General features: G+C 70.7%; 16 protein-coding genes. 15 read left to right on the top strand and 1 reads right to left on the bottom strand.

Features of this window, described 5'->3' with window-relative positions:
* Positions 1-195 precede the first annotated feature (195 nt).
* Positions 196-495, top strand: a complete 300-nt coding sequence (locus tag ACFUJR_RS16240; protein WP_383450468.1) for a hypothetical protein — start codon at positions 196-198, stop codon at positions 493-495.
* 181 nt (positions 496-676) lie between these two features.
* On the opposite strand, the gene ACFUJR_RS16235 is transcribed toward ACFUJR_RS16240, so the two are convergent.
* A complete protein-coding gene (locus ACFUJR_RS16235) occupies positions 677-1,645 on the bottom strand; it encodes a hypothetical protein (protein ID WP_383174278.1) in 969 nt (322 codons plus the stop codon).
* Between the two features lie 138 nt (positions 1,646-1,783).
* On the opposite strand from ACFUJR_RS16235, the gene ACFUJR_RS16230 reads away from it, so the two are divergent.
* The 14 genes from ACFUJR_RS16230 to ACFUJR_RS16165 all read left to right on the top strand — a co-directional run bounded on the left by ACFUJR_RS16230 (position 1,784) and on the right by ACFUJR_RS16165 (position 23,869).
* Entirely contained in the window at positions 1,784-4,405 is a 2,622-nt protein-coding gene (locus tag ACFUJR_RS16230; protein WP_383174281.1) for a valine--tRNA ligase, read from the top strand.
* Between the two features lie 257 nt (positions 4,406-4,662).
* Positions 4,663-6,219: a bifunctional folylpolyglutamate synthase/dihydrofolate synthase gene (locus ACFUJR_RS16225; RefSeq protein WP_383174284.1), complete on the top strand. Its 1,557-nt coding sequence runs from the start codon at positions 4,663-4,665 to the stop codon at positions 6,217-6,219.
* A gap of 5 nt (positions 6,220-6,224) precedes the next feature.
* Complete coding sequence (locus ACFUJR_RS16220) at positions 6,225-6,584, top strand: DUF4233 domain-containing protein (protein ID WP_383174287.1); 360 nt, start codon at positions 6,225-6,227, stop codon at positions 6,582-6,584.
* Between the two features lie 307 nt (positions 6,585-6,891).
* Positions 6,892-7,305, top strand: a complete 414-nt coding sequence (ndk, locus tag ACFUJR_RS16215; RefSeq protein ID WP_352187845.1) for a nucleoside-diphosphate kinase — start codon at positions 6,892-6,894, stop codon at positions 7,303-7,305.
* Between the two features lie 303 nt (positions 7,306-7,608).
* The gene (locus ACFUJR_RS16210; protein ID WP_017239313.1) at positions 7,609-8,628 is read left to right on the top strand and encodes a rod shape-determining protein; all 1,020 of its coding nucleotides are present in this window, start codon (positions 7,609-7,611) and stop codon (positions 8,626-8,628) included.
* Between the two features lie 128 nt (positions 8,629-8,756).
* Complete coding sequence (gene mreC / locus ACFUJR_RS16205) at positions 8,757-9,779, top strand: rod shape-determining protein MreC (protein ID WP_383174291.1); 1,023 nt, start codon at positions 8,757-8,759, stop codon at positions 9,777-9,779.
* A complete protein-coding gene (gene mreD, locus ACFUJR_RS16200) occupies positions 9,776-10,441 on the top strand; it encodes a rod shape-determining protein MreD (RefSeq protein WP_383174294.1) in 666 nt (221 codons plus the stop codon). The genes mreC and mreD overlap by 4 nt, the downstream gene beginning before the upstream one ends.
* Before the next feature lie 19 nt (positions 10,442-10,460).
* Entirely contained in the window at positions 10,461-12,653 is a 2,193-nt protein-coding gene (mrdA, locus tag ACFUJR_RS16195) for a penicillin-binding protein 2 (protein ID WP_383174297.1), read from the top strand.
* A gap of 3 nt (positions 12,654-12,656) precedes the next feature.
* On the top strand, positions 12,657-13,856 hold the full coding sequence (rodA, locus tag ACFUJR_RS16190) for a rod shape-determining protein RodA (RefSeq protein ID WP_383174300.1): 1,200 nt from the start codon (positions 12,657-12,659) through the stop codon (positions 13,854-13,856).
* 40 nt (positions 13,857-13,896) lie between these two features.
* Positions 13,897-15,429, top strand: coding sequence for a CHAD domain-containing protein (locus ACFUJR_RS16185; protein ID WP_383174304.1), 1,533 nt, complete (start codon positions 13,897-13,899; stop codon positions 15,427-15,429).
* A 50-nt stretch (positions 15,430-15,479) separates the two neighbouring features.
* Positions 15,480-17,408 carry a TIGR03960 family B12-binding radical SAM protein gene (locus tag ACFUJR_RS16180; RefSeq protein WP_383174307.1) on the top strand — a complete coding sequence of 643 codons (1,929 nt, stop codon included), beginning with the start codon at positions 15,480-15,482 and terminating at the stop codon, positions 17,406-17,408.
* Positions 17,409-17,634: 226 nt separating this feature from the next.
* Positions 17,635-18,906, top strand: coding sequence for a hypothetical protein (locus tag ACFUJR_RS16175; RefSeq protein WP_383174310.1), 1,272 nt, complete (start codon positions 17,635-17,637; stop codon positions 18,904-18,906).
* Between the two features lie 124 nt (positions 18,907-19,030).
* On the top strand, positions 19,031-19,822 hold the full coding sequence (locus tag ACFUJR_RS16170) for a TIGR03936 family radical SAM-associated protein (protein ID WP_383174312.1): 792 nt from the start codon (positions 19,031-19,033) through the stop codon (positions 19,820-19,822).
* A gap of 234 nt (positions 19,823-20,056) precedes the next feature.
* Positions 20,057-23,869, top strand: a complete 3,813-nt coding sequence (locus tag ACFUJR_RS16165; RefSeq protein ID WP_383174316.1) for a ribonuclease E/G — start codon at positions 20,057-20,059, stop codon at positions 23,867-23,869.
* Positions 23,870-23,961 lie beyond the last annotated feature (92 nt).

Genomic DNA, 23,961 nt, shown 5'->3' with positions numbered 1-23,961 from the left:
GATCAGACCTTGGAGCGCGACGCCTTCCTGACCTGGGCCGACAGTGCGTCGACCGAGCTTCTGTCGGCTCAGGGAGTGGCTTCTTGCCATCAGGGGAGCGGTTCGAGCCGAAAACGCCCACATGCCTCGTACTGTTGATCGACTCGCGCTTGACTTTGTGTGCTGAACATCCACGCTGTGCACGAAGGGCTGTCAATGACAACAACGAAGGTTGGCCGGGTGCTGGCGACACTGGGCGTCGCGGCGGCTGCGACGATCACCCCCATCGCGGCGGCCGCGCCGGCGTCCGCGGCGGCCTCGATGTATTCCGGATGCCTGAACTATGTCAAGAGCAAAGGCTACGTCGTGGGACCCAAGGTGTATGCCGCCTGTTCACACCAGGCTCTGAACACGGGCTTGGGTGTATGGATACACAGCCCTGCGTGTCTGGGCGGTCTTGTCAACATCGGAGTGAAGCCGGCGGTCGCGGCCGAAGCCTGTACGCGCGCTCACTGAATCAGTTCCTCGAAGACGGGCCATTCACCGCTTTCGGTCAGCCCGCGGCGTGGCGAGGCGCGAAAGAGAAGGCTTCTCGCCGACACGGCGTGGATCGACAGAACCATCGGAATCGCTCTGTCGATCCACGTCGTAGCACTCTCTTCGTGCCGGTGACGGACCTCCGCGCCCCCCGAGCCTGCTAGACCTTGCTGCGCGACGTTTTGTAGTGCTGGGCGGCCACCTCGGCGACCTGGTCGAGGGTCGGCGACTGGCCGAGCATGGCACCGGCCGTGTCCATGACGCTGACCACGCCGTACGTGCTGTAGTCGGCCCAGATGCACGTGGGGATCTTGAACTCCTTCGGCCCCTTCTCGGCGGAGCCGTCAGCACCCGGGTTCGAGAACTTGAGGAACTGGCACTTCATCAGTGCCCCTTCGAAGCCGGCGGGCGTCTTCTCCTCGGGGGAGCCGACGGGCTCGAGCTTGAGACCGTCCTCGTCGAGCTTCGTGCCCTCCTTCTTCGAGTAGTTGGCGAAGCCGCCGTCGATCGCCTTTTCCGGGTTGGCGATCTCACCCCATGTGCCGTTCAGGTTCATGCTCTTGGACTTCAGCGGGTCGGAGGAGTCCCCGGAGCTGTAGTCGGCCGAGATCATCTGAGGGTTCGTGACCCCCAGAACCTCGGCGTTCTCCTTCTGTTTGTCGGTCATCGGGACCGGCTTGGGGCTGCCCTTCATCTTGTACTCACCGACCGACGCGGCTGGAGTCACCTTGTAGCCCTTGGTGTCCGCTGCCACGTCCCCGTTCCCGCCACCGCCCGCGGTGAAGTACCAGGCGCCGCCCGCGACGAGGGCCAGGGCCACGACCGATGCGCCGATGATCAGGCCCGTCTTCTTCTTCGGGGCCGGCGGCGGGGGCGGCATGTAGCCGCCGGGGCCCTGCGGGCCGCCGTACTGCGGCTGCTGGCCGTACGGGGGCTGCTGGCCGTAACCCTGCTGCTGCGGGTAACCGTACGGCTGCTGAGGCGGCACGCCCTGGGGCGCCTGCTGCGGGTAGCCGTAGCCGGGCTGCGGCGCTTGCGGCGGCTGGCCGTACGGGCCGGGCTGCTGAGGCCCGTACGGTCCGGGCTGCTGAGGCTGACCGCCGTACGGACCCGGCTGGTTGTAGCTCATGGACAGGTTCCCCTCACAGGATGTTTATGCGTAGCGAACATCCTGTCGGAAGCCGTGCCCCGCACGGGCGGCGGGGGGCACACCGTTACGGAACAAACGCGTTTCGGTACAGCCCTGGGACACCCCTAAACTGGCCCCGTGACCGAGAACACGCAGACACCCAGCAGCCCCAACCCCGAACTGCCGACCCAGTACGCGCCGGCCGAAGTAGAGGGGAAGCTGTACGAGCGCTGGGTAGAGCGTGGTTACTTCGAGGCCGACGAGAACAGCGACAAGCCGCCGTACACCATCGTCATCCCGCCGCCGAACGTCACCGGCTCGCTCCACCTGGGCCACGCCTTCGAGCACACGCTGATCGACGCCCTCACCCGCCGCAAGCGGATGCAGGGTTACGAGACGCTGTGGCAGCCGGGCATGGACCACGCCGGCATCGCCACCCAGAACGTCGTCGAGCGCGAGCTCGCCAAGGAGGGCAAGTCCCGCCACGACCTCGGCCGCGAGGCGTTCGTCGAGCGCGTCTGGCAGTGGAAGGGCGAGTCCGGCGGCCAGATCAGCGGCCAGATGCGTCGCCTCGGTGACGGCGTCGACTGGTCCCGCGAGCGGTTCACCATGGACGAGGGCCTCTCCCAGGCCGTCCAGACCATCTTCAAGAGGCTCTACGACGACGAGCTGATCTACCGTGCCGAGCGCATCATCAACTGGTGCCCGCGCTGCCTGACCGCCATCTCGGACATCGAGGTCGAGTACCAGGACGACGACGGCGAGCTCGTCTCCATCCGGTACGGCTCCGGCGACGCGTCCATCGTCGTCGCGACGACCCGCGCCGAGACGATGCTCGGTGACACCGCCGTCGCCGTCCACCCGGACGACGAGCGCTACAAGCACCTGGTCGGCACCGAGATCGAGCTGCCGCTGACCGGCCGCCGCATCCCGGTCGTCGCCGACGAGCACGTCGACCCCGAGTTCGGCACCGGCGCCGTCAAGGTGACCCCGGCGCACGACCCGAACGACTTCGAGATCGGTCAGCGCCACGGCCTGCCGAACCTCGCCGTCATGGACGAGCGCGCGGTCATCACCGCCCACGGCCCCTTCCAGGGCCTGGACCGGCTGGAGGCCCGCTCCGCCATCGTCGCCGCGCTGCGCGCCGAGGGCCGGATCGTCGCCGAGAAGCGTCCGTACGTCCACTCCGTCGGCCACTGCTCGCGCTGCAAGACCACCATCGAGCCGCGCCTGTCGATGCAGTGGTGGGTCAAGGTCGGCCCGCTCGCGCAGGCCGCCGGTGACGCCGTCCGCGACGGCAAGGTCAAGATCCACCCGCAGGAGATGGAGAAGCGGTACTTCGACTGGGTCGACAACCTGCACGACTGGTGCATCTCGCGCCAGCTGTGGTGGGGCCACCGCATCCCGGTCTGGTACGGCCCGAACGGCGAGATCGTCTGTGTCGGACCGGACGAGCAGCCGCCGGCCGGCGAGGGCTGGCACCAGGACACGGACGTCCTGGACACCTGGTTTTCCTCCGGCCTGTGGCCGTTCTCCACGCTCGGCTGGCCGGAGCAGACCGACAGCCTCGCGAAGTTCTACCCGAACTCCGTCCTGGTCACCGGCTACGACATCCTCTTCTTCTGGGTCGCCCGGATGATGATGTTCGGCCTGTACGCGATGGACGGCACCCCGCCGTTCCACACCATCGCCCTGCACGGCATGGTCCGCGACCAGTTCGGCAAGAAGATGTCGAAGTCCTTCGGCAACGCGGTCAACCCGCTGGACTGGATGGACACCTACGGCTCCGACGCGGTCCGCTTCACGCTGGCCCGTGGCGCCAACCCGGGTGTCGACGTCCCGATCGGCGAGGACTGGGTCCAGGCGTCCCGTAACTTCGCCAACAAGATCTGGAACGCGACGCGCTTCGCGCTGATGAACGGCGCGACGATCGAGGGCCCGCTGCCCGACCCGTCGGAGATGTCCGCCACGGACCGCTGGATCCTCTCCCGTCTCAACAAGACGGTCGCCGAGGTCGACGCGCTGTACGACGACTACCAGTTCTCGAAGCTGTCGGAGGCGCTCTACCACTTCGCGTGGGACGAGGTCTTCGACTGGTACGTCGAGCTGTCGAAGACCACGTTCTTCGCGGGCGGCGAGGGCGCCAAGGTCTCCGGCCGGGTCCTGGGCGAGGTCCTGGACGTGATGCTGCGGCTGCTCCACCCGGTCGTCCCGTTCGTCACCGAGACGCTCTGGACCACGCTCACCGGCAAGGAGTCCGTCGTCATCGCCGACTGGCCCACCGACTCCGGCTTCCGCGACGAGGCCGCGGAGAAGGAGATCGAGCTGGTCCAGCAGGTCGTCACCGAGGTCCGCCGGTTCCGTTCGGACCAGGGCCTGCAGCCGGGCCAGAAGGTCCCGGCCCGTCTGGACCTGGCCGGCACCGCTCTCGCCCCGCACGAGGCGGCCATCCGTCAGCTGCTGCGGCTCCAGCCGGAGGGCGAGGGCTTCTCCGCCACCGCCTCCCTGCCGGTCGCCGGTGCCACGGTCGCGCTCGACCTGTCCGGCACGATCGACGTCGCGGCGGAGCGCAAGCGCCTCGCCAAGGACCTCGCTGCCGCGGAGAAGGAGAAGGCGCAGGCGAACGGGAAGCTCGGCAACGAGGCGTTCCTGGCGAAGGCGCCGGACAACGTGGTCGACAAGATCCGTACGCGGCTCGCCAAGGCGGACGAGGACATCGCCCGCATCCAGGCGCAGCTGGATCGACTGCCGCAGGCGTAACCGCTCAGGCGTAACCGCTTGAAGGGCCCGGAACCGCTTCGGTTCCGGGCCCGGCCGTTTCCGCGCTCGCGCGGTCTCCCCGGAGGAGCGCGTCAGGGGCATGGGCGACACGCTCACCGTGCGCGCCCACGTCACCACGTACGCCGTGACGGCCCTGCTCCCGGCCACGCCCCCGTGCAGCCGCGCGGACGGTGGGGCGAAAGTCCCGAAAGGGGTGGGTCCGTATTCCTGTCGGTGCCCCTCCGTAGACTGGGCTCGTGAGTGAGCCCCGCGACCAGTTCGACGAGTCCGAGCAGTCCGACCAGTTCGACGACATCGTCGCCGCCGAGACCGACCTCCCCCAATCTCTCGACTCCGCTCGAGAAGGGGGTACCCCCACCCCCGACCTGGCGGTGATCGAGGCGGGCAGCCGCACGCTGCGCGCCCAGGCCGGTCCGCCCCAGGGCGACCCCGTGCCCGCCCGGCCCGCCGACCCGGAGGTGGACAGGGCGCTGCGTGAGGTCGAGACCGAGCTGTCGTCCCGCTGGGGCGAGACGAAACTGGATCCGTCGGTGACGCGTATCGCGGCGCTGATGGACGTCCTCGGCGAACCGCAGCGCGCGTACCCCTCGATCCACATCACCGGCACGAACGGCAAGACGTCCACGGCCCGGCTGATCGAGGCGCTCCTCGCCGCCTTCGACCTCCGCACCGGCCGGTACACCTCGCCGCACGTGCAGACGATCACCGAGCGCATCAGCCTGGACGGCGCCCCGATCTCCGCCGAGCGGTTCATCGAGACGTACCAGGACGTGAAGCCGTACGTCGAGCTGGTCGACTCCCGTGAGGAGTACCGGCTCTCCTTCTTCGAGGTCCTCACCGCAATGGCGTACGCGGCCTTCGCCGACGCCCCGGTGGACGTGGCGGTCGTCGAGGTCGGCATGGGCGGCACCTGGGACGCCACGAACGTGATCGACGCCCAGGTCGCCGTCGTCACTCCGATCGACCTGGACCACACCGACCGCCTCGGCGGGACGCCCGGTGAGATCGCGGGCGAGAAGTCCGGGATCATCAAGCAGGGCGCGACGGTCATCCTGGCCCAGCAGCCGGTGGACGCGGCCCAGGTGATGCTGAAGAAGGCCGTCGAGGTCGACGCGACCGTGGCCCGCGAGGGCATGGAGTTCGGCGTCACCTCCCGCGAGGTCGCGGTCGGCGGTCAGCTGCTGACCCTGCGCGGGCTCGGCGGAGAGTACGAGGAGCTCTTCCTGCCGCTGTACGGCGCGCACCAGGCGCACAACGCGGCGGTCGCCCTGGCGGCGGTCGAGGCGTTCTTCGGGATCGGCGCGGAGCACGCCCGCACCCTGGACGTCGAAACCGTCCGGCGCGCCTTCGCCTCGGTCTCCTCCCCGGGCCGTCTGGAGGTCGTGCGCAAGTCTCCGACGGTCGTCCTGGACGCGGCGCACAACCCGCACGGCGCGCGGGCCACGGCCGAGGGCGTCAGTGAGTCGTTCGGCTTCTCCCGGCTCATCGGCGTGGTCTCCACCAGCTCCGACAAGGACGCCAGGGGGCTGCTCGAAGCGTTCGAGCCGATCTTCGCCGAAGTCGTGATCACGGCGAACTCCAGCCCCCGCGCCACGGACGTCGACGCCCTCGCGGCGCTCGCCGTGGAGGTCTTCGGCGAGGACCGGGTGGTCGTCGAGCCGCGACTGGACGACGCGATCGAGGCCGCCATCACGCTCGCGGAGGAAGAGGGCGAGTACGCCGGCGCGGGTGTGCTCGTGACCGGTTCGATCTTCACGGTCGGGGACGCCCGGCTGCTGCTCGGAAGGCGCTGAATCGGATGCGTACGCTCTGTGCCTCGACGCTGATCGGCGAGTTCTTCGTGATCGGCTTCGCGGGGCTCGTCGCCATGAAGGACGACAGCCTGTCGACGGCCACGGTCTGGTGGGTCTGCGGCGCCGGGATGCTGCTGTCGGTCCTGCTGTGCGGGATGCTCACGCGCCCGGGCGGTGTGCAGCTCGGCTGGGCGCTGCAGGTCGCCCTGATCGCGAGTGGCTTCGTCCTGCCGGTGATGTTCTTCCTCGGCGCGACGTTCGCCGGGCTGTGGTGGGCCTCGTGCCACTACGGCGCGAAGATCGACGAGGCGAAGGCCCGCTGGGCCGCCCAGGCGGAGGCCCACCCCGAACCGGAGACAACCTGACCCTGGGCCCGGCACCGGCACCGGCCCCTGCGTCCTGCCCGGCGTCCTGCCTGGCACCGGCCCCGCAATCCGACGTGGCAACCGGCACCGGCGTCCGCCCCGGCACCGGCCCCGGTCGTTCGGTGCGGCCGCGTCGCAGAGTGATCGGTGCCGTGGCCCAAGCGGGCGCCCTGGCCCAGGTCGTGGCGTGGTGGCCCGCGCCGCGGCCGGGGCCACGCCAGCGGAGGGCTTGACGCTGCGTAATCGGCGGCGGTCCGGGCCCTGTAGCCTCTGAATCCCGCACACCGGATTTGAAGGAGTCTCCACCGTGAGCCAGCGCACGCTCGTCCTGCTCAAGCCCGACGCCGTCCGCCGTGGCCTGATCGGCGAGATCATCGGCCGTATCGAGCGCAAGGCGGGCTGGACCATTTCCGCGCTCGAACTGCGCGAGCTGAGCCAGGAGACGCTGGAGCAGCACTACGGCGAGCACAAGGGCAAGCCCTTCTACGAGCCGCTGATGGGCTTCATGCAGTCCGGCCCCGTCGTCGCCCTGGTCGTCGAGGGCGAGCGCGTCATCGAGGGTCTGCGGACCCTCGCCGGCCCGACCGACCCGATCGCCGCCGCCCCCGGATCCATCCGTGGCGACTTCGGCACGATCGTCCGCGAGAACCTGATCCACGCCTCGGACTCCGAGGAGTCCGCCATTCGGGAGATGAAGATTTTCTTCCCCGGCCTGGCGTGATCCCGGGCTGACCGGTTCGCCCGTTCTGACCCGGTGTCAGCCATCCTCCGCAACGACCTGGGGCGACCGAAGGAATTTCGGTCGCCCCCGGGCATATGAACGGAGCGATCGGGAACGCATCGCTGCGTCCTGTCGTCACCTGTACAGAGGTGGATCCACCGCGCGGTATCCGAGTGGGCGGCACTACGATGGAAAACTCCACGCCGCAGCACCCGAACACCCACCACCTCGCCTACCTGAGAAGCCGTCAACGCTCCGATTGGGAAGGCCCGACGCATCCTCATGGGAAACAAGGGGAACTCAATGTCGTTCATCGGCCGTGACATGGCTGTCGACCTCGGGACCGCCAACACGCTGGTGTACGTCAGGGGGCGAGGCATCGTTCTGAACGAGCCGTCCGTCGTCGCGATCAACACCAACACCGGCGGCATCCTGGCGGTCGGCGCCGAGGCCAAGAAGATGATCGGGCGCACGCCCGGCAACATCGTGGCCGTGCGGCCCCTGAAGGACGGCGTGATCGCCGACTTCGAGATCACGGAGCGCATGCTCCGGTACTTCATCCTCAAGATCCACAAGCGCCGCTACCTGGCCCGTCCCCGGGTCGTCGTCTGCGTGCCCTCCGGTATCACCGGAGTGGAGCGCCGCGCGGTCATCGAGGCCTCGACCCAGGCGGGCGCCCGCCAGGTGCACATCATCGAGGAGCCCATGGCCGCGGCCATCGGCTCGGGTCTGCCGGTCCACGAGGCCACGGGCAACATGGTCGTCGACATCGGCGGCGGCACCACCGAGGTCGCCGTGATCTCACTCGGCGGAATCGTCACGGCACAGTCCATCCGGGTGGCCGGCGACGAGCTCGACAACGCGATCATCCAGCACATCAAGAAGGAGTACTCGCTCCTCCTCGGTGAGCGCACCGCCGAGCAGATCAAGATCACCATCGGCTCGGCCTACGACCTCGACAAGGACGAGCACACCGAGATCCGCGGCCGCGACCTCGTCTCCGGTCTGCCCAAGACCGTGGTCATCTCGGCCGCCGAGGTCCGCAAGGCCATCGAGGAGCCGGTCAACGCGATCGTCGACGCCGTGAAGACGACGCTCGACAAGTGCCCGCCCGAGCTCTCCGGTGACGTGATGGACCGCGGCATCGTTCTCACGGGTGGCGGCGCGCTGCTGCGCGGCCTGGACGAGCGGCTGCGCCGCGAGACCGGGATGCCGATCCACATCGCCGAGGATCCGCTGGACTCCGTTGCACTGGGGTCGGGCAAGTGCGTCGAGGAGTTCGAGGCCCTCCAGCAGGTCCTGGACGCCCAGCCGCGCCGGTGACAAGTGCGTACCCATTCGCCCCGATTCCTCTGCACGGGTGGCAAGAGCCCCCGTGCAGAGGATCGTTGATATAACGCCACAATCCGCACGGAACAACCGAACCAAGAGGAAAGGCACGGCCGCCGCACGTGAGGGACACACGAGAGAGCCGGCTGCTCCTGGTGCTGCTGATCGCCATCGCGTTCGCACTGATCACGGTGGACATCCGCGGCGGCGAGGAGTCACCGGTCGACGGCGCCCGTCAGGCGGCCGCGGCGGTCTTCGGACCGGTCGAGAACGGGGTCGCGGCAGCCGTCGACCCCATCGGCAACGCCATAGGGGCGGTGCGCGACTCCGGCGAACGGCACGACCGCATCGCCACGCTCGAACGCGAGAACGCCGCCCTCAAGGCCAAGCTCGGCAGCGACGACCGCAACCGCAGCCGCGTCCGTGAGCTGGACTCCCTGCTCAAGACGGCCGGCGCGGGCCAGTACGGCATCAAGGGCGCCCAGGTCATCGCCATAGGAGCGGCCCAGGGCTTCTCCTGGACCGTCACCATCGACGCCGGCGCCAACGACGGCATCGAGCGGGACATGACCGTACTGAACGGCTCCGGTCTCGTCGGACGCGTGACCACCGTCGGGCCCTCCACCGCGACCGTGCTCCTCGCCAGCGACCCCGACTTCACCGTCGGCACCCGCATGGAGAACTCGGACGAGCTCGGCTTCGCCACCGGGCAGGGCAACGGCCCGCTCCTCGTCCAGCTCCTCAACGGCAAGGCGAAGGTGAAGACCGGCGACCGGCTCGTCACCTTCGGCTCGCAGGCGAACAAGCCCTTCGTGGCCGGCGTCCCCGTCGGCGAGGTCGTCCGCGTCGACCCGCTGGGCGGCGGCCTGACCCGCAACGTCTACGTCCGCCCGTACGTCGGCTTCTCCAAGCTCGACATCGTCGGCGTCGTCGTCCAGGCCCCGCGGACCAACCCCCGCGACATGGTCCTTCCGCCCAAGCCCAAGCCGGCCCCGACCGTCACCGTCACGGTCACCCCACCGCCGCCGGAGGGGGAGCGTCCGCAGGGGGAGTCGGGGACCCAGCAGCCGGGAGAGCAGCAGCCGGGACGGGAAGAGCAGCCGGGGCAGAAGCCCGAGAACGAGCAGCAGGGGGACCAGACGTGAAGTTCAACCGGATCCTGCTCTCCAGCACCCTCGTCGTCGTCGCCCTGGTCATCCAGGTCTCCATCCTCGCGCGCCTCCAGCTCCCCGGCGCGGTGCCCGACCTCGTGCTGCTGACCGTCCTCGGCCTCGCACTCGTGTACGGGCCGGTCAGCGGCTCCCTCATCGGCTTCGGGGCCGGACTCCTCTCCGACCTCGCCCCGCCCGCCGACCACGCCGCCGGACGCTACGCCCTGGTCCTCTGCGTCATCGGCTACCTCGCCGGACTCGCCCGCCCCGACAACGGCAAGCTGAAGTCCGCCACCGGCCCGATGGCCGTGGTCGTCGCCGCGGCGCTCGGCTCCACCCTGCTGTACGCCGGGGTCGGAGCCCTCGTCGGCGACACCGCCGCCCGCCATGTCGGCCTCGGCTTCCTGCTGCTCACCGCGGCGATCTACGACCTCCTCCTCGCGCCCTTCACCGTGCCGCTGATCATGGCACTGGCCCGGCGCGCCGAGAACGACCCGCTCGCCGACACCTCCGGGGGCGCGACCGACGTCGCCTCCGGCTGGCTGAGCTCGGGCACGGGCCTCCAGATCGGGACCCAGCGCGGTGGCCTGCGCGTCAAGGCCGCCCGTACGAGAGCGGCACGCGCCGGACGCATCAAGGGAGTCAAGCGACTGTGACCGAGGGGGCAACGGCAGCATGAGCAACATCCCGGAGACCGGACGGACCCCCAGGGTCCAGGTCCGTCTCGTCATCATCCAGATCCTCGTCTTCTCCCTGCTCCTCACCCTCGGCGGGCGCCTCTGGTACCTCCAGATCCGCAACGGCAGGGAGTACACCGAGGAGGCGAAGAGCAACCACGTCCAGCGGGTCGTCCAGCCCGCCGTCCGCGGCGCGATCCTCGACGCCCGCGGAGTCCCGCTCGCCGACAACGAGACCCGGCTCGTGGTCTCCGCGTCCCGCACCGAGCTGATGAAGATGAAGGACGACGGCAAGGGCGTCCTCACCCGCCTCGCGGGTGTCCTGGGCATGCAGCCCAAGGAGGTCATGGACAAGGTCCGGCTCTGCGACTCCCAGACCCCGCAGCCCTGCTGGAACGGTTCCCCCTACCAGCCGATCCCGATCACCGACGAGGCCACCACGCAGCAGGCGCTGCGGATCCGGGAGAGCACCGAGGACTTCCCCGGCATCACCGCCGAACTCGCCGCCGTACGCCGCTACGCCGCCCCTGGCAACGCCCGCACCGCGCAGGTGCTCGGCTACCTCTCGCCGGTCACCGACGAGGAGATCCAGAAGGCCAAGGACAGCGACTCGCCGTATCTGCGCTCCGACCAGGTCGGCCGCTCCGGCATCGAACGCACCTACGACAAGGAGCTGCGCGGCAGGGCCGGCGTCACGTCGTACGAGGTCGACAAGGTCGGCCGGGTCATGGGACAGACCCAGTCCGATCCGGGCGTGCCCGGCTCGACCCTCGTCACCAGCATCGATGCCCGCGTCCAGGCGGTCGCCGAGTACGAACTCCACCAGGCGATGAAGACGGTCCGTGGCGAGACCGACAAGATCACCGGCCGGAAGTACGAGGCCGACGCCGGCGCCGTCGTCGTGCTGGAGTCCAGGACGGGACGCGTCGTCGCGATGGCGTCCCAGCCCGACTACGACCCGAACGCCTGGGTCGGCGGCATCTCCGGCAAGGACTACGCCCGGCTCACCAGCAAGGACTCCAACTACCCGCTGCTCAACCGGGCCATCCAGGGCCAGGCGCCCGCCGGTTCCGTCTTCAAGGTCGTGTCGGCGAGCGCGGCCGTACGGGCCGGTTACGACTTCAACGACAAGTACCTCTGCAGCAGCTCCTACAGCATGGGCAACCGGAGCTTCGCGAACTTCGAGTCCCAGGGGCACGGCCCCATCACCCTCGGAGACGCCCTCAAGTACTCCTGCAACACCGTCTTCTACCGTCTCGGCCACCAGGAGTGGAACCGCGACGGCGGCCTCAAGCCCAAGAAGGACGCCCACGACTGGTTCTACCGGACCGCCCGCGACTTCGGCTTCGGCTCCGAGACCGGCATCGACGTGCCGAACGAGGTCAAGGGCCGTATCCCGGACCGCCAGTGGAAGCAGAAGTTCTGGGAGGCCAACAAGGACGCCTGGTGCAAGCAGGGCAAGAAGGGCGGCACCTACGTCGAGCAGATCGCCTACGAGAGCTGCCTCGAAGGCAACCAGCTGAAGGCCTACGACAGCATCAACTTCTCCATCGGTCAGGGCGACGTCCTCATCACGCCCGTCCAGCTGGCCACCGCCTACGCGGCGATCAGCAACGGCGGCACCCTCTACAACCCCACCATCGGCAAGGCCGTGATCAGCCCCGACGGCAAGTCGGTCAAGGAGATCAAGCCCACGTCCCACGGCAGGCTGCCCGTCGACGCGAAGACGATCAGCGACCTCGACAAGGGCCTGCGCTCCGTCGTCGAGCCCGGCGGCACCGCCGCCTGGCGGTTCGGCGGCTGGCCGCAGGACAAGATCCCGATGCGGGCCAAGACCGGCACCGCCCAGGTCTACGGCAAGCAGACCACCTCCTGGTTCGCCACCTACACCGACGACTACACGATCGTCATGACGATCTCCCAGGGCGGTACGGGCTCCGGAGCCTCCGGCCCCGCCGTCCGCAACATCTACGACGCCCTCTACGGCCTGGACGACGCGGGCAACCAGGACCTCAAGCGCGCCCTCCTGCCCCAGCCGCAGAAGACGCTGCCGAAGGTCCAGCCCGACGGCTCCATCGACGCGCCGCAGATCAAGCCGTACGACCCCAAGTCGCAGCTGGTCGACGCATCGGGGACGGGCGACGGACAAGAGCCGCTCGCGGGGCCGCCGCCCGCCAGGACGGGAGACTGACCGATGACCGCACCCCACGGCTTCTCCGTCTCCCGCTACGCCCCCGAGCGCGGCCCGATCGCCAAGCTCGTCGCCCGCGACTCGGTGGTCCGGCGGCTGGACTGGCCGATCCTCCTCTCCAGCCTCGCGCTGTCGTTCCTCGGCGCCCTGCTCGTCTGGTCCGCCACCCGCGGCCGTACCGAGCTGAACCAGGGCGACCCGTACTACTTCCTCTTCCGGCACGCCCTGAACACCGGCATCGGGGTCGTCCTGATGATCGGCACCGTGTGGCTCGGCCACCGCACCCTGCGCGGCGCGGTGCCGATCCTCTACGGCATCTCGATCCTGCTGATCCTCGCCGTCCTCACCCCGCTCGGCGCGACCATCAACGGCGCCCACGCGTGGATCGTGATCGGTGGCGGCTTCTCGCTCCAGCCCAGCGAGTTCGTGAAGATCACGATCATCCTGATCATGGCGATGCTGCTGGCCGCCAAGGTCGACGCGGGCGACCAGGTGCACCCCGACCACCGGACCGTCGCCAAGGCCCTGGCCCTCGCCGCGCTGCCCATGGCGATCGTCATGCTGATGCCCGACCTCGGCTCGGTGATGGTCATGGCCGTCATCGTGCTCGGCGTGCTCCTCGCCTCCGGCGCCTCCAACCGCTGGGTCCTCGGCCTCATCGGCGCGGGCCTGGCGGGCGCGGTCGCCGTCGCGGCGCTCGGCCTGCTCGACGAGTACCAGATCAACCGGTTCGCCGCCTTCGCCAATCCCGAGCTCGACCCGGCGGGCGTCGGCTACAACACCAACCAGGCGCGCATCGCGATCGGCTCCGGCGGCCTGTACGGTGCGGGACTCTTCAACGGCCACCAGACCAGCGGCCAGTTCGTGCCCGAGCAGCAGACCGACTTCATCTTCAGCGTCGCGGGCGAGGAGCTCGGCTTCCTCGGCGGGGGGCTGATCATCCTGCTGATCGGCGTCATCCTCTGGCGGGCCTGCCGGATCGCCCGGGAGACCACCGAGCTGTACGGAACCGTCGTCGCCGCCGGAATCATCGCCTGGTTCGCCTTCCAGTCCTTCGAGAACATCGGCATGGCGCTCGGCATCATGCCGGTGGCGGGCCTGCCACTGCCGTTCGTGTCCTACGGAGGCTCGTCGATGTTCGCGGTGTGGGTGGCGATCGGACTGCTCCAGTCGATCAGGGTGCAGCGGCCGATGACGGCGTAGCGGGGGCATGGACCGCCGTCGGAGGGGTTATGAGCCTTGTATGACGGCGGAGACGAAGCGCGAGATCGAGCGGAAGTACGAAGCCACCGAGCAGACGGGACTCCCGGACCTCACCAGAGCCCGAGGCGTCTCGTCGGTCCTCGACCAGGGCGTCGCCGAACTCGACGCCGTCTACTACGACACGGCCGACCTGCGTCTCGCCGCCGACTCCCTCACCCTGCGCCGCCGCACGGGCGGCGCCGACGAGGGATGGCACCTCAAGTTCCCGGTCTCGTCCGGGATCCGCGACGAGATCAGGGCCCCGCTCGCCGACACCCTTCCGGAGTCCCTGGCGGCGCTCCTGCGCTCCCGCGTCCGTGACGCGGACGTCGTCCCCGTCGTCCGCCTCCGCTCCTCCCGCAAGGTCCAGCACCTGCTCGGGGAGACGGGCGCCCTGCTCGCGGAGGTGTCGGTGGACACGGTCCATGCCGAGCGCCTCCCGAAGGGCCCCGACGCCTCCTGGACGGAGATCGAGGTCGAACTCTCCGACGACGCCGACCCCTCCGTCCTCGACGCGGTCGAGAAACGGCTACGGAAGGCGGGAATCCGCCCGTCGTCGGCCCCGTCGAAACTGGCGAGGGCACTGGAGGAGACGTCGGAGCAGGGCGAGACCGCCGTCCCCGCCGCTCCCGCCGACCTGCCGGACGAGGACACCGCGGGCGGCCGCGTCCTCACCTACGCACGGGAGCAGATCGAGGCGATCATCGCTCTCGACCCCGCCGTCCGCCGCGACCTCCCCGACGCCGTCCACCAGATGCGGGTCGCCTGCCGCCGCCTGCGCAGCGCCTTCAAGACGTACCGCAAGGTCCTCGACCGCGCCGTCACCGACCCCATCGGCGACGAGCTCAAGTGGCTCGCCGGCGAACTCGGCCTCGCCCGCGACCAGGAGGTCCTCGCCGAACGTCTCCGTACCCGCGTCGACGCGATCCCCGACACCCTCCTCCTCGGCCCCGTCCACGCCCGCCTGCAGGTCTGGGACACGGCCGCGAGCGCCGACGCCCACCGCAAGGCCCTCGCCGCCCTCGATGCCGACCGCCACCTCGCGCTCCTCGGCACCCTCGACGCGCTCCTCACGGACCCGCCCCTCCTCAAGGCCGCCGCCGAGGACCCGGTCCCGGTCCTCTCCCGCGCGGTCCTCAAGGACTACGACCGCCTCGCCCGCCGCGTCGACCACGCCCTCGCCCACGCGCCCGGCCACGACCGCGACCTCGCCATGCACGAGGCGCGCAAGGCCGCCAAGCGCACCCGCTACGCCGCCGACGCCGCCCGCCCCACGCTCGGCAAGCCGGCCAAGCGGTTCGCCAAGCGGATCAAGGCCGTCCAGAGCCTCCTCGGCGACCACCAGGACAGCGTCGTCGCCCGCGAGGCCCTGCGCGACCTTGCGATCCAGGCGCACGCGGCCGGCGAGTCCGCCTTCACCTGGGGACTCCTCCACGGCCAGGAGGAGGCGGCCGGAGCGGTCCGCGAACGCGAGTTTCCCAAGGTCTGGGCCAGGGCTGCGGCCCCGGAACTGAGGGCGGCACTGACCCACTGAGCACCGGGTACGCTTGAGAGTCGCCCCCTGCCAGCTCACGAAGGTTCGAGATGTCTGCTGCCGAGTCTGTCTTCCCGCAGCTCGAAGCTCTGCTCCCGCACGTGCAGAAGCCGATTCAGTACGTCGGTGGAGAGCTGAACTCCACGGTCAAGCCGTGGGAGTCCGCCGACGTCCGCTGGGCGCTCATGTACCCGGACGCGTACGAGGTCGGTCTGCCCAACCAGGGCGTCATGATCCTCTACGAGGTACTGAACGAGCGCGAGGGCGTCCTGGCCGAGCGCACGTACAGCGTGTGGCCGGACCTCGAAGAGCTGATGCGTGAGCACGGCGTGCCGCAGTTCACGGTCGACAGCCACCGCCCCGTCGGCGCGTTCGACGTCTTCGGCCTGAGCTTCTCCACGGAGCTCGGCTACACCAACATGCTCACGGCCCTCGACCTGGCGGGCATCCCGCTGGAGTCGAAGGACCGCACCGTCGACCACCCGATCGTGCTCGCCGGCGGCCACGCCGCCTTCAACCCCGAGCCGATCGCTGACTTCATCGACGCGGCGATCATCGGCGACGGCGAGCAGGCCGTCCTCGACATGACCGAGATCATCCGTACGTGGAAGGCGGAGGGCCGCCCCGGCGGCCGCGAGGAGGTCCTCCTCCGGCTCGCCAGGACCGGCTCGGTCTACATCCCGGGCTTCTACGACGTCGAGTACCTGGCCGACGGCCGGATCGCCCGCGTCGTCCCGAACCGCTCGGGCGTGCCGTGGCGCGTGTCCAAGCACACCGTCATGGACCTCGACGAGTGGCCCTACCCCAAGCAGCCGTTGGTCCCGCTCGCCGAGACGGTCCACGAGCGGATGTCCGTCGAGATCTTCCGAGGCTGCACCCGCGGCTGCCGTTTCTGCCAGGCCGGCATGATCACGCGCCCCGTGCGGGAGCGAAGCATCACCGGCATCGGCGAGATGGTCGAGAAGGGCCTCAAGGCGACGGGCTTCGAGGAGGTCGGCCTCCTCTCCCTGTCCTCCGCCGACCACACCGAGATCGGTGACATCGCGAAGGGCCTGGCGGACCGGTACGAGGAGGACAAGATCGGCCTCTCCCTGCCGTCCACCCGCGTCGACGCCTTCAACGTGGACCTCGCGAACGAGCTGACCCGCAACGGCCGCCGTTCGGGCCTCACCTTCGCCCCCGAGGGCGGCTCCGAGCGCATGCGCAAGGTCATCAACAAGATGGTCTCGGAGGAGGACCTGATCCGGACCGTCTCGACGGCGTACGGCAACGGCTGGCGCCAGGTGAAGCTGTACTTCATGTGCGGCCTGCCGACCGAGACCGACGAGGACGTCCTCCAGATCGGCGACATGGCGGTCAAGGTCATCGCCGAGGGCCGCAAGGTCTCCGGCCAGAACGACATCCGCTGCACGGTCTCCATCGGCGGCTTCGTCCCGAAGCCCCACACCCCGTTCCAGTGGGCCCCGCAGCTGTCGGCGGAGGAGACGGACGCCCGGCTCGAGAAGCTCCGGGACAAGATCCGCGGCGACAAGAAGTACGGCCGCTCGATCGGCTTCCGCTACCACGACGGCAAGCCCGGCATCGTCGAGGGCCTGCTCTCGCGCGGCGACCGGCGGATCGGCGCCGTCATCCGCGCGGTGTACGAGGACGGCGGCCGCTTCGACGGCTGGCGCGAGCACTTCTCGTACGACCGCTGGATGGCGTGCGCGGACAAGACGCTGCCCGACATGGGCGTCGACGTCGCCTGGTACACCACGCGCGAGCGCACCTACGAGGAGGTCCTGCCCTGGGACCACCTGGACTCCGGTCTCGACAAGGACTGGCTCTGGGAGGACTGGCAGGACGCCCTCGACGAGACCGAGGTCGAGGACTGCCGCTGGACGCCGTGCTTCGACTGCGGCGTGTGCCCGCAGATGGACACGTCCATCCAGATCGGCCCCACCGGCAAGAAGCTGCTCCCGCTCACGGTCAAGAAGTAGCCGTGACCAGCGACTCCGCCATCCGGCGGATGGCGGAGTCACTTGCCGACGTACCCGGGGCGGACCGCGCCGAAGCCCCGCGAGGGCTCGACGCACGGCGTTCCAGGGGACCGGGTTCGCCGGCCTGAGCAACCATCGCGGCTTCCGGCGGGTCTGTACGTCGTCCGCCCGACGACGGCCCGGCGTGAGAGGAAACCCTCCGTCGGGCCGTCGCGTCATGTTCTGCATGAGCATGGAGAAGCCCCAGCCCCCGCGCCGTCCGGACGAGCCGGAGGGTTGTCTGACAGCGGTCATCCGGATTCCGGTGCGGATCGTGGTGCTGGTGATCGTCGTTCCCGTCCGGATGATCTGGGACGTCCTCGTCGTCGGCGCCCGCGCCCTCGACCGGACCGTGCTGCGCCCGACGGGCCGCGCGCTGACCTGGCTGGGCCGGGCGCTCTTCGTGCGGCCGTGGGTCTGGCTGTGGCGCCAGGTCGTGCTGCCGACCGTCCACCACACGCTGGTGGTCCCCGCCGTATGGCTGTACCGCCGGCTTCTGACTCCGCTCGGGCACGGGCTGATCTGGCTTCTCACGGCGCTGGCCCGGGCTCTCGGGGTCGGTCTCGGCTGGTTGGGCATGGCGTTGTTCGTGTGGCCCTGGGTCGCGCTGTGGCGGTACGTGGTGGTCCCGGTGGCGCGCTACGGGATCGGTGCTCCCGCCGTATGGGTGTACCGGTGGATCCTCGCGCCGCTGGGTGCCGGCGTCTCCTTCCTGCTCGACCGCCTGTGGCGGTACGTCGTCGTCCCGGCGGCCCGCTACGGAATCGCGCTGCCCCTCGCCTGGCTGTACCGCCATGTCCTCACCCCCGTCGGGCGGGGGCTGGCGTGGTCGCTCTCCCGGATCTGGCGGGGTGCGTCCCTGGTCCTCGGCGCGCTCTGGCGTGGGCTGGTCGCGGTGGGGGCCTCGTGCCGGGGCGGTGGGGTGTGGCTCGGTAAGGCGCTGTTCGTGTGGCCGTGGGTCGCGTTGTGGCGGTACGGCGTCGTGCCCGTCGTGCGGTACGGGGTCGTCGTCCCACTCGTCTGGCTGTACCGCCGCGTCCTCACCCCGGTCGGGCGGGAGCTCCTCGACGCGCTGCGGGTCTGCTGGCGCGTCGCCGGGTTCGTCTCCCGGGCGGTCGGGCGCGCCCTCGCGTGGGTCGTCCGGAATCTCGTCGGGCGCCCCGCCGCCTGGTTCTACCGCAGCGTCTGCGCCCCCGTCGGGCACTGGGTCCGTGACCAGGTCTGGGCACCGGCCAGGCGCGCGGCGGTCGCGGCCGGGCAGGCCGCGCGGGAGGGCCTCGCCGCAGCGCGCGCGACCGTGCGGCAGGCGCGCAGGGACGCGTGGCGTGCGCTGGTGGGGGGACCCCGGGTGACCGAGCCTGTGGAACCGGTGGTGGCCTCTGCGCGTACTCTGGGTAGTACAACAACCGCCTCCGGCGCGGCGCCCGTACCCGAGATCTCCCTGCGAAAGCGGGGGTGAGCCGGTCGGGCCCCCCAGAGGCCACCCCGTATTTCGTGGGCGGCGCGCCACCGCGCCCGCCCCGCACCGAGGAGAAGAACCACTGGGCAAGCGACAGCCCGAAGGCCCGCCGCCCGCACCGGCGGTGCAGCGCATCCGACTGCGCTACACCAAGCGCGGCCGCCTCCGGTTCACCAGCCATCGTGACTTCCAGCGCGCTTTCGAGCGTGCGTTGCGCCGCGCCGAGGTGCCCATGGCGTACTCGGCCGGCTTCACCCCGCACCCCAAGGTGTCGTACGCCAACGCCGCCCCCACGGGTACGGGCTCCGAGGCCGAGTTCCTGGAGATCGCCCTCACCGAGCACCGGGACCCGGAGACTCTGCGGCTCCTGCTCGACGAGTCGCTCCCGGACGGCCTCGACATCACCGACGCCGTCGAGGCCCGGACCTCCGGGCTCGCCGACCGGCTCACCGCCTCCGTGTGGGAGCTGCGGCTCGACGGCGTCACCGTCGAGGACGCGGAGAAGGCCGTCGCGGCCTTCCTCGCGGCCGACACCGTGGAAGTGCAGCGCAAGACCAAGAACGGCATCCGCACCTTCGACGCCCGCTCGGCCGTCGCCGACCTCGTCGCGGACCGTCCACAGGCACGTCCCGGAGCTGATAGGCCCCTGGACAATGCCTGTGCGATACTGCGGCTGGTTGTTCGGCACGTGACACCTGCCGTACGACCCGACGACGTCCTGTCCGGTCTCCGAGCTGTGGCCGACCTGGCGCCGCCGGTCCCCGCAGCGGTGACCAGGCTGGCGCAGGGGCTCTTCGACGAGGAGTCCGGCACGGTGACCGACCCGCTCGCGCCCGACCGCGAGGCAGTCACGGCCGCTCCACCCACGGCCGCCGCGACCGCCTCAGCGACGGCGCCGGGTGCAGGTTCCGCGTAGGGAGCGGTCGTTGTAGCGCAGCCCTGGTACTCGGGAGCCACCTGGGTCGGGCAGCGCACTGACCAGGAGACTTTCGCCAGGCCGTACGTAGAAGGCGTTCGGAACCGGCGAGCCAGACATCAGCTCCCGTGCGGCGCCCGCGCCCCGGACGGCGGCACCGCGCAGTGTGCGCGATCGTGCCGCCGGACCGGAACAAGGCGCGGCGCCCGGGGGCGTGACGGGAGAACCGCCCGCATGCTCGAGCAGCACGAAGAGAACACCGACAACAACGCACCTGGTGACAAGCTGCCGCCGCGCCGTAGGCGCCGAGCGGCTTCCCGCCCCGCCGGTCCGCCGGTCGCGGCGGAGGTCACCGACACCGTGGCCGAGGTCGTCGTGGAGACGGCCGCCACCCCGGAGCCCGCCGCTGAGCCCGCTCCCGCCCGTACGCGCCGTCGCGCCACGCGGAAGACCGCGGCCCCGGAGCCGGCCGTCGAGGCCGCGCCCGTCGTGGAGGAGGCCGCCGAGGCCCCCGTCGAGGAGCCCGCCCCGGCGCGTACCCGCCGCCGGGCGACCCGTAAGGCCACCACCCCTGAGCCGGTCGTCGAGCCGGTCGTCGAGGCCGAGGCTGTCGTGGAGGAGGCCCCCGTCGAGGAGCCCGCCCCGGCGCGTACCCGCCGCCGGGCGACCCGTAAGGCCACCACGCCCGAGCCGGTCGTCGAGGCCGAGGCCGAGGCTGTCGTGGAGGAGGCTCCTGCCGAGGAGCCCGCCGCCCCGGCGCGTACCCGCCGCCGTGCGACCCGTAAGGCCACCAGCCCCGAGGTCACCCCCGCCGCGGGCGAGAGTCTGCCGGAGGAGACCGTCGCGCAGATCACCGCCGAAGAGGCCGAGCCCGAGGTCGTCGCGGCCGAGAAGGCCGCCGCCCGTGGCCGGACGCGTCGTCGCGCCTCGTCGCCGCAGTTCACCGCCGAGCCCGTCACCCCCGGTGCGAGCACCGGCTCCACCGGAGCGGCCGAAGCCGCGCGCGTTTCTGCGGCGGAGGAGGAGCCCCGGGGTCGACGTGCCGCGCGTCCCGCCGTCGCCGTCTTCCAGGCCCCGGTCTTCACCGAGCCGATGTTCCAGACCCCGGAGACCGCGGCCGCCGCCGCTGCCGCCGAGGCCCTGGAGCCGGAGGAGGACGAGGAGGAGACGGTCGAGACCGAGGAGACCGCCGCCGTCGTCGAGACGGCCGAGCGTCCCGAGCCCGCCGGCCGTCGCCGTCGCCGCCGTCGTGGCGAGCCCGTCGAGCCCGTCGCCGTCGAGCCCGTTCCGGCCACCGTCGCCGACGAGCCCGAGGTCGAGGCCGAGGAGCCCGAGGCGGAGGCAGAGGAGTCCGACGAGTACGGCGACCGTCCGTCCCGCCGTCGCCGCCGTGGCGGCCGTCGCCGTCGTCGCGGTGAGCTCGCCGAGGCCGAGGAGGCCGAGGAGAGCGAGGAGTCGGACGAGGCGCGCGCCGAGGACGAGGAGTCCGAGGAGGAGGGCGAGGCCGACGAGTACGAGGGCGGCGCGCCGTCCGGCGGCTCCAGCAGCTCCCGTCGCCGTCGCCGTCGTCGCCGCCGCAGCGGTGACGGGGGCGGCGAGACCGAGGCGGGCGAGGAGGACGGCGTCCGTACGGTCGTCAAGGTCCGTGAGCCCCGCCCGGCCCGCGAGAAGGCCGAGCCGTCCGACGAGGTCCAGTCCATCAAGGGCTCGACCCGCCTGGAGGCGAAGAAGCAGCGTCGCCGCGAAGGCCGCGAGCAGGGCCGCCGCCGCGTCCCGATCATCACCGAGGCCGAGTTCCTGGCCCGCCGTGAGGCCGTCGAGCGCGTCATGGTCGTCCGCCAGAACGGCGAGCGCACCCAGATCGGCGTCCTGGAAGACAACGTGCTCGTCGAGCACTACGTCAACAAGGAGCAGGCCACCTCGTACGTCGGCAACGTCTACCTGGGCAAGGTCCAGAACGTGCTGCCGTCCATGGAGGCCGCCTTCGTCGACATCGGCAAGGGCCGCAACGCGGTCCTGTACGCCGGTGAGGTCAACTTCGAGGCGCTCGGCATGGCCAACGGGCCGCGCCGTATCGAGACCGCCCTGAAGTCCGGTCAGTCGGTCCTCGTCCAGGTCACGAAGGACCCGATCGGCCACAAGGGCGCGCGTCTGACCAGCCAGGTCTCCCTGCCGGGCCGTTACCTCGTGTACGTCCCCGAGGGCTCGATGACCGGCATCAGCCGCAAGCTCCCGGACACCGAGCGCGCCCGTCTGAAGACCATCCTCAAGAAGATCGTCCCCGAGGACGCGGGCGTCATCGTGCGCACCGCCGCCGAGGGCGCGAGCGAGGACGAACTGCGCCGTGACGTCGAGCGTCTGCAGGCCCAGTGGGAGGACATCCAGAAGAAGGCGAAGAGCGGCAACGCTCCGACCCTGCTCTACGGCGAGCCGGACATGACCGTCCGTGTCGTCCGCGACATCTTCAACGAGGACTTCTCGAAGGTCATCGTCAGCGGCGACGACGCCTGGGAGACCATCCACGGGTACGTGAACCACGTCGCCCCGGACCTGACCGACCGCCTGTCCAAGTGGACGAGCGAGGTCGACGTCTTCGCGACGTACCGGATCGACGAACAGCTGATGAAGGCGCTGGACCGCAAGGTCTGGCTGCCGAGCGGCGGCTCGCTGGTGATCGACAAGACCGAGGCGATGATCGTCGTCGACGTCAACACCGGCAAGTTCACCGGTCAGGGCGGCAACCTCGAAGAGACCGTGACGAGGAACAACCTCGAAGCGGCCGAGGAGATCGTTCGCCAGCTGCGCCTGCGCGACCTGGGCGGCATCGTCGTCATCGACTTCATCGACATGGTCCTGGAGTCCAACCGCGACCTGGTGCTGCGCCGCCTCCTGGAGTGCCTGGGCCGTGACCGGACCAAGCACCAGGTGGCCGAGGTCACCTCGCTCGGTCTGGTCCAGATGACCCGTAAGCGGGTCGGCCAGGGTCTGCTGGAGTCCTTCTCCGAGACCTGCGTCCACTGCAACGGCCGTGGCGTGATCGTGCACATGGAGCAGCCCACCGCCCCGGGCGGCGGTGGCGGCGGCAAGCGCTCGAAGAAGCGCGGCCGTGGCGGTGCCGAGCACCACGAGCACGAGCACGTCGACGTGGCGGAGACCGACGCCGACGCCGAGACGGTCGAGACCGAGGCCGAGGTGGCCGCGGAGATCGCCGTCCCGGTGGCCGTGGAGGAGCCCTTCCGCGCCGACGAGGAGCTGTACAGCAGCGCCGCCGAGGCCGAGGCCGCCGCCACCCTCCCCCGTGGCCTCAAGGGCACGGGAGGTGCCCCCACCCGTGGCCGCCGTCGGGCGACCCGCAAGGTCTCCGCGCCGGCCGGTCCTCCGGTCGCCGCGGCTCCCGCCCCGGTCGTGGTCGAGGAGCCGGCGCCTGTCGCCGAGTCCGAGCCGGTCGTCGAGGCCCCGGCCGCCGAGGCCGCCCCGGTCGTCGAGACCCCGGTCGCCGAGGCCGCCCCGGTCGTCGAGGAGGCCGCCCCGGCTCCCCGTGCCCGCCGTCGTGCCACCCGCAAGGCGACGGCCCCGGCCGGTTCGCCGGCCGGCGAGGCGGTCGTCGAGACCGTCGTCGAGCCGGTCGCCCCGGAGCAGGTCGCCCCGGAGCCGGTCGTCGAGGCCGTGCCCGAGCCCGTCGTCGAGGAGGCCCCCGTGGCCGCCCCGCCGAGGGCCCGTCGCCGGGTCGTCCGCAAGGTGACCGCTCCCGCCGGCTCTCCGTCGGGCGCGGAGGAGGCCGCCGTCCTGGTGGTCGACTCCCCGGCCGCCGCACCGGCTGCCGCCGAGGCTCCGGCCGAGGCGCCCGTCGCGGAGGCCGAGGCGCCCGTCGCGGAGGCCGAGGCCGCCGCTCCGGCCAAGAAGACGGCCGCCCGCAAGACGGCGAAGAAGGCCACCGCGAAGAAGGCCGCCGTCAAGAAGACGGCGACGGCCAAGAAGACCGCGGCGAAGAAGACCACTGCGAAGAAGGCGGCCACCAAGAAGACGGCCGCCCCCGCGCAGGACTGAGGTTGCCGCCGGTGGGGGGGGGGGGGCCAGAAACAAAAAACCACCCCCAAAGGAGGGGGGAAGAGAAACGGGCAACCTGCACCGACACACCA

This window comes from Streptomyces sp. NPDC057271, assembly GCF_042668715.1.
GTDB lineage: Bacteria > Actinomycetota > Actinomycetes > Streptomycetales > Streptomycetaceae > Streptomyces.
This window is presented reverse-complemented; position numbering and strand designations above follow the sequence as displayed.